The 10872-nt window shown below is 67.5% G+C and carries 10 protein-coding genes; 6 read left to right on the top strand and 4 right to left on the bottom strand.

Annotated features, from left to right (window positions below; genetic code table 11):
- Together A3728_RS00490 and A3728_RS00485 are read left to right on the top strand one after the other, a co-directional pair.
- The coding region (locus A3728_RS00490) for an Lrp/AsnC family transcriptional regulator (protein WP_150120590.1) at window positions 1-310 on the top strand (310 nt) is incomplete at its 5' end.
- A gap of 95 nt (window positions 311-405) precedes the next feature.
- Entirely contained in the window at window positions 406-3354 is a 2949-nt protein-coding gene (locus tag A3728_RS00485; protein ID WP_067919256.1) for a valine--tRNA ligase, read from the top strand.
- Window positions 3355-3561: 207 nt separating this feature from the next.
- On the opposite strand, the gene A3728_RS00480 is transcribed toward A3728_RS00485, so the two are convergent.
- On the bottom strand, window positions 3562-4350 hold the full coding sequence (locus tag A3728_RS00480) for a crotonase/enoyl-CoA hydratase family protein (RefSeq protein ID WP_067919255.1): 789 nt from the start codon (window positions 4348-4350) through the stop codon (window positions 3562-3564).
- A 107-nt stretch (window positions 4351-4457) separates the two neighbouring features.
- On the opposite strand from A3728_RS00480, the gene A3728_RS00475 reads away from it, so the two are divergent.
- Together A3728_RS00475 and A3728_RS00470 are read left to right on the top strand one after the other, a co-directional pair.
- Complete coding sequence (locus A3728_RS00475) at window positions 4458-5573, top strand: pyridoxal phosphate-dependent aminotransferase (RefSeq protein WP_067919252.1); 1116 nt, start codon at window positions 4458-4460, stop codon at window positions 5571-5573.
- 75 nt (window positions 5574-5648) lie between these two features.
- On the top strand, window positions 5649-5831 hold the full coding sequence (locus A3728_RS00470; protein WP_067919250.1) for a hypothetical protein: 183 nt from the start codon (window positions 5649-5651) through the stop codon (window positions 5829-5831).
- Here A3728_RS00470 and A3728_RS00465 read toward each other — a convergent pair.
- Window positions 5828-7039, bottom strand: coding sequence for a pyridoxal-phosphate-dependent aminotransferase family protein (locus A3728_RS00465; RefSeq protein WP_067919248.1), 1212 nt, complete (start codon window positions 7037-7039; stop codon window positions 5828-5830). The genes A3728_RS00470 and A3728_RS00465 overlap by 4 nt on opposite strands.
- Before the next feature lie 143 nt (window positions 7040-7182).
- Between A3728_RS00465 and A3728_RS00460 the strand changes: the two genes are divergently transcribed.
- Window positions 7183-8988 (top strand): ABC transporter ATP-binding protein, encoded by a 1806-nt coding sequence (locus A3728_RS00460; protein ID WP_067919246.1) that lies wholly within the window; start codon window positions 7183-7185, stop codon window positions 8986-8988.
- Here A3728_RS00460 and A3728_RS00455 read toward each other — a convergent pair.
- On the bottom strand, window positions 8967-9659 hold the full coding sequence (locus A3728_RS00455) for a TIGR04283 family arsenosugar biosynthesis glycosyltransferase (RefSeq protein ID WP_067919244.1): 693 nt from the start codon (window positions 9657-9659) through the stop codon (window positions 8967-8969). The genes A3728_RS00460 and A3728_RS00455 overlap by 22 nt on opposite strands.
- 64 nt (window positions 9660-9723) lie before the next feature.
- Here A3728_RS00455 and ygfZ point away from each other — a divergent pair, with 64 nt between their 5' ends.
- Complete coding sequence (gene ygfZ, locus A3728_RS00450; RefSeq protein ID WP_067919242.1) at window positions 9724-10461, top strand: CAF17-like 4Fe-4S cluster assembly/insertion protein YgfZ; 738 nt, start codon at window positions 9724-9726, stop codon at window positions 10459-10461.
- Window positions 10462-10470: 9 nt separating this feature from the next.
- Here ygfZ and A3728_RS00445 read toward each other — a convergent pair.
- On the bottom strand, window positions 10471-10872 hold a 402-nt coding region (locus A3728_RS00445; RefSeq protein WP_201722280.1), incomplete at its 5' end, for a GTP-binding protein.

The raw sequence follows: 10872 nt of genomic DNA, 5'->3' as shown, positions 1-10872 counted from the left end.
GCTGGAGCGCAGCGGGGTGATCCGGGGCTATACCCTGCGGCTGGGGGCGGAGGCGCGTCCGCCGCTCCATGCCACGGCGCTGGTCAGCATCGCCCCCCGCGCGGGCCCCGCCGTGCTGGCCCGGCTGCGCAGCCTGCCGGCGGTGCGGGTGGTGCACACGACCTCGGGCCGGTTCGATCTGCTGGTGCAGCTTGCCGCGCAGACAACGCAGGAGCTGGACGAGACGCTGGACCGGATCGGCGAGTTGCAGGGCGTGAACAGTTCCGAAAGCCTCATCCACCTCAGCACCAAGCTGGACCGCACCGCCTGACGCCGCGCCCCCGCCCCGGCACACAGCCCCCCGGCCCTTTCCCTTGCCGCCAACCTTCGCTAGATCAGCAGGCGGACGGACAAGGGATAGTACTGATGGCACTGGAAAAGACATTCGACGCCGCCGAAGCCGAAGCCCGGCTTTACGCCGCATGGGAAGAGGCCGGCGCCTTCAGGGCCGGGGCCAATGCCAGCCGGGAGGAAACCTTTTCCATCATGATCCCGCCGCCCAACGTGACGGGCGTGCTGCACATGGGCCATGCCTTCAACAACACCCTGCAGGACATCCTCGTGCGGTGGCACCGGATGCGCGGGTTCGACACGCTCTGGCAGCCGGGACAGGACCACGCCGGAATCGCCACCCAGATGGTGGTGGAACGCAAGCTGGCCGAAACGCAGCAACCCGGACGACGCGAACTGGGTCGCGAGGCGTTTCTGAAAAAGGTCTGGGAGTGGAAGAAGCAATCCGGCGGCACGATCATCGAACAGCTCAAGCGCCTCGGTGCGTCCTGCGACTGGTCGCGCAATGCCTTCACCATGTCGGGCGCGCCCGGCGCCCCCGAGGGGGAGGAGGGCAACTTCCACGACGCGGTCATCAAGGTCTTCGTCGACATGTACGAAAAGGGCCTGATCTACCGGGGCAAGCGGCTGGTCAACTGGGACCCGCATTTCGAAACCGCGATCTCCGACCTCGAGGTGGAAAGCACCGAGGTCGACGGCCACATGTGGCACTTCAAATACCCGCTGGCAGGGGGCGCCACCTACACCTACGTGGAGAAGGACGAAGACGGCAACACGCTCTTCGAAGAGGAGCGCGACTATATCTCCATCGCCACGACGCGCCCCGAAACCATGCTGGGCGACGGCGCCGTGGCAGTTCATCCATCGGATGAACGATATGCCTCAATCGTCGGGAAACTCTGCGAAATTCCCGTAGGCCCCAAAGAGCATCGTCGCCTCATCCCGATCATCACCGATGAATATCCCGACCCCGCCTTCGGCTCGGGTGCTGTCAAGATCACCGGCGCGCATGACTTCAACGACTACGAGGTCGCCAAGCGCGGCGGCATCCCGCTCTATGCGCTGATGGACACCCGCGGCACCATGCGGACAGACGGCCTGCCCTACGCCGAAGCCGCCGCCCGCGCGCAGGCCATCGCCGAGGGCCGCGAAGAGGCCCCCGCCGACGCGAGCGAGATCAACCTCGTGCCCGACGCCTATCGCGGGCTGGACCGGTTCGAGGCCCGCAAGCGCGTGATCGACGACATCACCGCAGAAGGCCTCGCCGTGATGACGCAGGCGAGCGACCCGCGCCTTGGCCGCGCCGCGCAGAAATCCCCCGTCGAGCCCGGCGAAGGCGGCGAGATGCGCACCGAGGAAGAGAACCTCGTGCCGCTGGTGGAAGCCAAGAAGATCATGCAGCCCTTCGGCGACCGCTCCAAGGTGGTGATCGAGCCGATGCTGACCGACCAGTGGTTCGTGGACACCGCGAAGATCGTCCAGCCTGCGATCGACGCCGTGCGCACGGGAGAGGTGACGATCCTGCCGGAGCAGGACCGCAAGGTCTATTTCCACTGGCTGGAGAATATCGAGCCCTGGTGCATCTCTCGCCAGCTCTGGTGGGGGCACCAGATCCCGGTGTGGTTCGATGAAGACGGCAACGAATACTGCGCCGCAACCGAAGCCGAAGCACAGGCCAAGGCTCCCGGAAAGACGCTGACCCGCGACCCCGACGTTCTGGACACATGGTTCTCCTCCGGCCTTTGGCCCATCGGCACGCTGGGCTGGCCGGAGCAGACCGAGGCGCTGCAGAAATACTTCCCCACCTCGGTCCTGATCACCGGGTTCGACATCATCTTCTTCTGGGTCGCCCGGATGATGATGATGCAATACGCGGTGGTGGATCAAAAACCCTTCGATACGGTCTACGTCCATGCGCTGGTGCGCGACGAGAAGGGCAAGAAGATGTCCAAGTCGCTCGGCAACGTGCTGGATCCGCTGGAACTGATCGGGGATTACGGCGCGGATGCCGTGCGCTTCACGCTGACCTCCATGGCGGCCATGGGGCGGGACCTGAAGCTTTCCACCGCGCGCATTGCCGGGTACCGGAACTTCGGCACCAAGCTCTGGAACGCGCACCGCTTCGCGGAGATGAACGGAGTTTTCGCGCCGGAGGTGGAGCGCGTGCACTACACCAGCCATGCGCAGGTGGAACATACGCTCAACAAATGGATTATCGGAGAGACGGCGCGCGTGCGCGAAGAGGTGGATACCGCCCTGTCGAACTACCGGTTCAACGATGCGGCAAACGCGCTCTATGCCTTTGTCTGGGGCAAGGTCTGCGACTGGTACGTGGAACTCAGCAAACCGCTGTTGCAGGGCGATGCGCCGGAGGCGGATGAGACCCGGCAGACGCTGCGCTGGGTGCTGGACCAGTGCCTGTTGCTGCTGCATCCGATCATGCCCTTCATCACCGAAGAACTCTGGCAGACCACGGCAGAGCGTGACGAGATGCTGGTTCATGCCGATTGGCCGACCTACGATCCCGCGCAGATGATCGACCCTGAAGCCGACCGTGAGCTCAACTGGGTGATCGGCCTGATCGAGGCGATCCGCTCCGCCCGGGCGCAGATGCATGTGCCCGCAGGGCTGCAGGTGCCCATGCTCGTGACCGGCTGGGACGCCCCCGCGCAATCTGCATGGGCCGCGAACGAAACGATGATCCGGCGCCTCGCCCGGGTCGAAAGCCTCGACGAACAGGAGGCTTTCCCCAAGGGCACGGTTTCCATCGCGGTGCCGGGCGCCGACTTCGGCCTGCCGCTCGCCGGTCTCATCGACATCGGTGAGGAAAAGGCGCGGCTGGGCAAAACGCTGGACAAGCTCAAAAAGGAAATCGGCGGGCTTTCCGGGCGTCTCGGCAACCCGAAATTCGCCGCTTCCGCCCCCGCCGATGTGGTCGCCGAGGCCGAGGCGAACCTCGCCGCGCGCGAAGAAGAGGCCCGCCAGATCGAAGCCGCCCTCGCCCGGCTGTCGGAAATGGAGTGAGGGTAGGCCTTTCCAAATGGTCCTAAATCCTCACCGAAGGTGCACGGCGCCACGGGCGCCCCGGTGGCGGGGGAGCCTCCGGCGGGGATTTTAACCATTTGGAAGGGATTTGACCCCAGACTCGGATCGCGGTCCTAGCAGGGATGCGAAGATCGTCCATTTGGAAGGCCCCGTCGGGAAACCGGCGGGGCTGACCTTTTTTACCCCCTATTCGAAGACCGCGGGGCGTTTCGCGAAGGCTGCGGCGATGACCTCCATCTGGTGGGGCTTGCCGATCAGCGCGGCCTGTTCGCGGGATTCCGCCAGCAGCACATCGTCGGGGGCTTGGGTTTCGGCCTCTGCGATCAGGCGCTTGGCGGCCCGGATGGCGCTGGGGCTCTTGCCCGCGATCACGCGGGCAAGCTCGGTGGCAGCGGTGAGCGGATCATCGGCCAGTTCGGTCACGAGGCCCCAGCGTTCCGCCTGCTCCGCGCCCACGGGTTCGGCGGTATAGGTGAGCCGCCGCAGCACATCCCCCCGGACGAGGCGCGGCAGCAGCACCATGCCGCCCATGTCGGGCACGATGCCCCATTTCATCTCCATCACCGCGAGCCGGGTATCGGGGGCGGCGATGCGGATATCGGCACCCAGCGCCAGTTGCATCCCGGCACCGTAGACCGCGCCGTGCAGGGCGGCGATCACCGGGATCTCCAGCCGGGTCCAGACCATGGCGACCTCCTGCCACTGGTTCGTCGTGCCGTTCCCGTGGCTGCGCGGCATCAGCATCTCGGCCGGGTCCTTGCCCACCATGCCCGACAGGCCCGTGATGTCGATGCCCGCGCAGAAGGCGCGGCCTTCGCCCGACAGGACGGCCACGCGCGCGTCGGATGCCGCCACTTCCGCACCGGCGGCGATGACGGCGTCGATCATCTCCTGATCCACCGCGTTCATCTTGTCCGCGCGGGTCAGCGTGACGAAGGCGATATGGTCTTTGACGGTGACGGAAACGCGGGCCATGGGATTCTCCTTTTGCTTGAGGCCCATTCAACCGATCGTGTCGGGCCAAGGCCAGCGGAACGCTGCGGCAGCTTGTCCGGGCCTGCGGGCCCCGCTATCAGGTGGGGATGAGCCGTTTTCGCCTGACCCCGCTTGCCCAGTCGCTTCCCGATACCGTGCCCTTCGTCGGGCCGGAAACGCAAGAGCGCGCCATGGGCCGCCCCTTCGACGCACGGATCGGTGCGAACGAAAACGTCTTCGGCGCCTCCCCCCGCGCCCGTGCCGCCATGGCGGAGACGGAGATCTGTATGTATGGCGACCCCGAAAGCCATGATCTGCGCCATGCACTGGCCCGACATCACGGCACCACCCCCGCCCATATCGTCGTGGGCGAAGGGATCGACGGGTTGCTGGGCTATCTGGTGCGCCTCTTCGTGGCGCAGGGCGATGCGGTCGTCACGTCCGACGGGGCCTATCCGACGTTCAACTACCATGTCGCGGGCTATGGCGGGGTCTTGCACCGGGTGCCCTACCGCGACGACCGCGAAGACCCCCGGGCGCTTTTCGCCCGGGCGGCGGAGGTGGATGCCAAACTCGTCTATCTGGCGAACCCCGACAACCCGATGGGCAGTTGGCACGCCGGTGCCGATCTGGCGGCGGCGATGGAGGATCTGCCCGCGGGCAGCTTGCTGGTGCTGGATGAGGCTTACGTCGAATGTGCCCCAGAGGGCACGGCGCTGCCACTGCCGCTGGATGATCCGCGCGTGATCCGGTTGCGGACGTTTTCCAAGGTCTATGGCATGGCGGGCGCGCGGGTTGGCTATGCGATGGGCGCGCCGGACCTGATCGCGGCTTTCGACAAGGTGCGCAATCATTTCGGCATGAACCGTGCGGCGCAGGCGGGGGCGCTGGCCGCGCTCAACGATACCGCCTGGCTGGCAGAGACCCGCACCCGGATCGAGGCGGCGCGAAGCCGTATCGCGCGGATCGCCGCCGACAACGGGCTCACGGCCCTGCCGTCTGCCGCGAATTTCGTCGCCATTGACTGTGGCGGGGATGCGGCCCGGGCCAAGACGGTGCTGGAGGGACTGATCCGGCGCGGGGTCTTCGTGCGGATGCCCTTTGCCGCCCCGCAGAACCGCTGCATCCGCGTCAGCTGCGGCACGCCCGCGCAGCTCGATGCCTTTGCCGCCGCCCTGCCGGAGGCGCTGCGCGAGGCGGCGGATGGGGCCGCGGCGGGCTGATAACCTGCCGCGCAAGGGGGCTGACTTGCGGCAAAGCTGCGCTATCATAGCCGGCATCAGACCGGAGCTTCCGCCATGCGCGACACCTCGAACCGCCCTGCCGCCCCCGATTTCACCGCCGCCTGTATCGTGATGTTCGGCATCAACCTGTCGTGGTTTCTGGTGCTGATCTGGGCGCTCTGGGGGATCGCGGCGGTGGCGCTGACGGGCTGGGCCGTCAACGCGCTGATCGGCCGGATCGAGGCGCGGCGCGCCTAGTCCGCTCCGCCGATCACCCGCGCCGCCGCGTCGAGCGCGCCCTGCCCGTGATCGATGGCGAGCGCGTTCAGCCCCGCTTCGATACCGCCCAGCATGCCCATGATCATATGCCCGTTCACATGGCCCATATGGCCCAGCCGGAAGAACCCGTGCCATGCCGGGTCACCCGGGGCCGCCATGCCGAGCCCGATGCCCAGCGTCAGGCCGAGATTTTCCTGCACCCAGTCGCGCAGGCGAGTGGCGTTGGGCGGCTCAAGCCGCAGGGCCGTCACCGCGTGGCTGCGGTGCTCACGCGCGGAAAGGTTCATGCCGAAGCTGCCGGCGGTGGACCATGCCTCGCAGGCGGCCCAGACGGCGCGCGCCAGCCGGGCGTGGCGCTGCCAGACCGCCTCGATCCCCTCTTCATGGATCATGTCGAGCGCGCAGCGCAGCCCGAAGAGATGCTGGGTCGGCGCCGTGCCGCCGTGGTACTGGTAGAATTCCTCCGGCTCCGCGCGGGGCTGCCAATCCCAGTAGCGGCTGACGCGCTCCATGCCGTCGCGGACCTTTGCGGCGCGGTCGTTGAAGAAGACGAAGCTCACCCCCGGCGGGACCATCAGCCCCTTCTGGCAGGCCGTCACCATGATATCGACGCCCCAATCGTCCATCTCGAACCGGTCACAGCCCAGCGAGGCAATGCAATCGGCCATCAGCAGCGCCGGATGGTCCGCCGCGTCCAGTGCCGCGCGCAGGCCCGCGATGTCGTTGCGGACGGAGGTCGAGGTATCCACATGCACCGCCAGCACCGCCTTGATCCGATGGGCGCTGTCGGCTGTCAGCCGCTCGGCGATGCGGTCGATGTCCATCGGTGCGGCACGCCCGAAATCCATCACCTCCACCTCCGCGCCCAACCCGCTGGCCATTTCGCCCCAGCCGATGCCGAAACGCCCGGTGGCCAGTACCAGCACCGCGTCGCCGGGCCGGATCACGTTTGCAAGGGCGGCTTCCCACGCGGCATGTCCGTTGCCTGTATACATCGCGACATGGTGCCGGGTCCGGGCGACGCGGCGCAGATCGTCCATCATGCCGGGCATCATCTCCGTCAGGGGACCGGCGTAGATATTGGGCGCGGCCCGGTGCATCGCCGCAAGGACCGCGTCCGGTATGACCGACGGCCCCGGAATCGCGAGATAAGAGCGCCCCTGCGCCAGAACGGGTGCTTTCGCCATGGTCAGACCTGTATGAATTTGCATCTGTTTCGCGCCACCTTACCGCGTCGCAACGGCGCGTCAACGCAGCCCGTGTGGCTTGCCCTGCGCGGGCCCGATGCGTAGAGGTGGAACCGCCCGCCCCTCGGAGGACACCGGCCAAGATGGACTACAAGAACTACACATCCTCCGAATTGCTGCGTTGGCTCTGGCGGGACTATCTGCGCCAGCACATGAAGCTGCTGGGCGTGGCCGTGATCTTCATGATCATCGAAGGGTCGACCCTGGGCGCGCTCGCACGGTTGATGGAGCCGATGTTCGACCGCGTCTTTGTGGCCGGGCAGGAAAGCGCGCTGTGGTGGGTGGGCCTGCTGCTGCTGGGCATCTTCGTGGTCCGCGCGGTGGCGGGGGTGGCGCAGAAGGTGCTGCTCACACGGATCGCCCAGCGCTCCGCCGCCGATATGCGCATCGATCTGCTGGACCGGATGATGCTGCAGGACGGCGCCTTTCACCAGTCGCATCCCCCGGGCTTTTTGATCCAGCGGGTGCAGTCGGACGTGAACGCGGTGGCGGATGTCTGGCGCGCGGTCATTACTGGCGCGGGGCGCGATTTCATCGGGCTGATCGTCCTTCTGGGCGTGGCCATCGCGATTGACCCCATCTGGGCGCTGCTGGCCTGCATCGGCATCCCGGTGATGGTCCTGCCTGCCGCGATCGCGCAGCGTTTCGTGCGCGCCCGCTCGCGCGAGGCGCGCGATCTGGGCGCCTCGCTGTCCACGCGGCTGGACGAGGTTTTCCACGGGGTCGTGCAGGTCAAGCTGAACGCGCTGGAGGATTACCAGTCGCGCCAGTACCGTGACCTCACCCGGCAGTTCATCCGCACCGAGGTGCGCAGCGCCTTCGGCAACTCCGCGATACCGGGCATGATCGACATCATGTCGGGCGTGGGTTTCATGGCCGTGATCCTCTACGGCGGGTCCGAAATCATCTCCGGCGACAAGACCATCGGCGAGTTCATGACCTTCTTCACCGCCATGGGCTTCACCTTCAACCCGCTGCGGCGGCTGGGTGGCATCAGCGGGCTGTGGCAGGTCGCCGCCGCCGCGCTGGAGCGGATCAAGGCGCTGATGGATGCGCCGGTGCGGCTGTCCTCGCCCGCCGATCCGCGCCCCGCCCCCAGCGGCACGCCGGACGTTGTGCTGGACGGGGTGAGCCTTTCCTACGGGGAATCTAAAGTGCTCGATGACATATCGCTCACCGCCGCCGCCGGACAGACCACGGCGCTGGTGGGGGCGTCGGGCGCGGGTAAATCGACGATCTTCAACCTGCTCACCCGGCTGATCGACCCGGATGAGGGACAGGTGCGCATCGGCGGCGTCGCCACGACCGAGATGACCATTCCGGACCTGCGCGGTCTGTTTTCGGTGGTGACGCAAGAGGCGCTGCTGTTCGACGAAACCCTGCGCGAGAATATCGTGCTGGGCCGGGAAGACGTCGATCCGGAGGTGCTCGATCAGGTGCTGAAGGACGCCCATGTCGCCGACTTCCTGCCGCAGCTCGAACAGGGGCTGGACACCCGCGTCGGACCGCGCGGCTCGGCGCTCTCGGGCGGGCAGCGCCAGCGGGTTGTCATCGCCCGCGCGCTTCTGCGCAACACGCCGGTGCTGCTCTTGGACGAAGCCACAAGCGCGCTCGACGCCCATTCAGAACAGGTGGTGCAGGACGCGCTGGAGCGGCTGGCAGAGGGGCGTACCACATTGGTGATCGCGCACCGGCTGTCCACCGTCCGCGATGCCGACCGCATCATCGTGATGGATCGGGGCCGGGTGGTGGACGAAGGCACCCATGACGCGCTGCTGGAAAAAGGCGGGCTTTATGCCGATCTTTACCGGCTGCAGTTCAAGGACGGCAATGGCCCGGGGACAGAGACCGCTCCGGAACCCGACGGTCAGTCCCGCTCCCCCGCCTGACGGCGATAGGCGCGCGCCAGCGCATGGGGATCGGCCCCGGCGAAGTAGCGCGCCAGCAGCATCAGGTTGCGCCCGCCCCGCCGCAGCCAGCCCTGCCGCCGGTAACGGTCCGCGCTGGTCATGGCGATGGCATCGAGCATCACCACGGGCGTATCGAGCGCGCGTACCAGCGCCACATCCTCCATCAGCGGCTGGTCCGGATAGCCCCTCGCCCGATCATAGAGCGCACGCGGCAGCAGCAGCCCCTGATCGCCGTAGGGCAACCCGCGCCGGCTGCGCCAGTTGGCCCATGCGGCCACCCGCCGCGCTGCCCCGTCCGCCGCATCGAAGCGCAGGTGAAAGGCAGCGGGCGCGCCGCTGGGCAGATGCGCCTCCACCCGGCGGCTCCAGCCCGACAGCAGCACCGTGTCGGCATGCAGCACCAGCAACCAGTCGCCGCTGGCCGCCGCACAGCCCCGCCGCAACTGCCCCCCGCGCGACGGCGGCCCGGTCACGACTTCCCCGCCCCAGGCCTGCGCGATGGCGCAGGTGGCGTCCGACGACCCCCCGTCGGTCACGATCAACTCACGCACCAAGCCCGCCTCCAGCCCTTCGACCAACGCGCCAAGACACCGGCCAAGGGCGGCTTCGGCATTGAGGGTGGGGATCACGACGGAGAGGGGCGCGCGCATACTGCCTCTTTCTGCTGGCGGTTCGATGGCTATATGTCATGTGAACGGAATGAAGGACATAGTCATGAACGACAGACGCATTCTGCGCATCTCGGGGGCGGATGCCCATGAATTCCTGCAAGGCATCGTCACGAATGACGTGCGCAAACTGGCCGAGGGGCCGGTCTATGCCGCGCTGCTGACGCCGCAGGGCAAGTATATCGCGGATTTCTTCCTCTGCGCCGATGGCGATGGCATCCTGCTCGATGTGGCGGAGGAACAGGCCGATACGGCGCTCGCCCGGCTCAACATGTACAAGCTGCGCGCCGATGTGACGATCGAGACGACCGGCCTGCATCTGCATCGCGGCATCGGCACGCCGCCCGAAGACGGCTATGCCGATCCGCGCAGCCCTGAAATGGGCTGGCGCGCCTACCGCGACACGCCCCAGACGGGCGACGATACCGATTGGACCGCCCGCCGGGTCGCGGCCATGGTGCCGGAGGCCGGGGTGGACCTCGGCCCCGATAACTTCATCCTCGAGATGGGGTTCGAACGTCTGGGCGGCGTGGATTTCCGCAAGGGCTGCTACGTGGGGCAGGAAGTGACCGCCCGGATGAAGCATAAGACCGCCCTGCGCAAAGGGCTGGCGCGCGTCTCGGTTCAGGGCCCCGCCGATCCGGGGACGGAGATCACCGCCAACGGCAAGCCCGCGGGCCAGTTGCTGACCCGGGCCGGGGACAGGGCCCTGGCCTACCTGCGGTTCGACCGCGCCGAGGGCCCGATGCAGGCGGGCGAGGCCGAGGTGACGCGCGAAGACTGACCGCCGCCTTCACCCTTTGTAAAATACTCCCCCCGGAGGGGCCGCGCCCCGCCACCAATCGTCCAGTTCCGCTTGCCCCAGCGTATCGGCCAGCGCGATCCCCACGAGCCGCGTCCGCGCCCCCGCCTCCGGTGATGTCGCGCGTTTGACGCTGGCGCTCGGCCCCACGCAATGGACTTCCCAGGCCGAACCGTCTTCGCGCCCCACGAACCCCTTGAGCCGCAGCAGCGCCGCGGGCCGTGCGGCGAGCCGCGCGCGCAGGGGGGCCAGTTCCATGGTCTCGCCGTTCTGCACCTGCCACGCCATGTACCGCGCATGACCGCCCAGCCCGCCCCTGACGGGCATGTCCGCCGGGCGTTGCCCCAGCACAAGGGGCGCCAGCGCCGCCCCCGTGGCGGTGCTGGCGGAGGT

This window comes from Sulfitobacter sp. HI0040 (assembly GCF_001634885.1).
In the GTDB taxonomy this organism is placed as follows: Bacteria; Pseudomonadota; Alphaproteobacteria; order Rhodobacterales; family Rhodobacteraceae; genus Sulfitobacter.
Note: the sequence above shows the minus strand (reverse complement) of the source record. Positions and strands in the feature narration are given on the sequence as shown.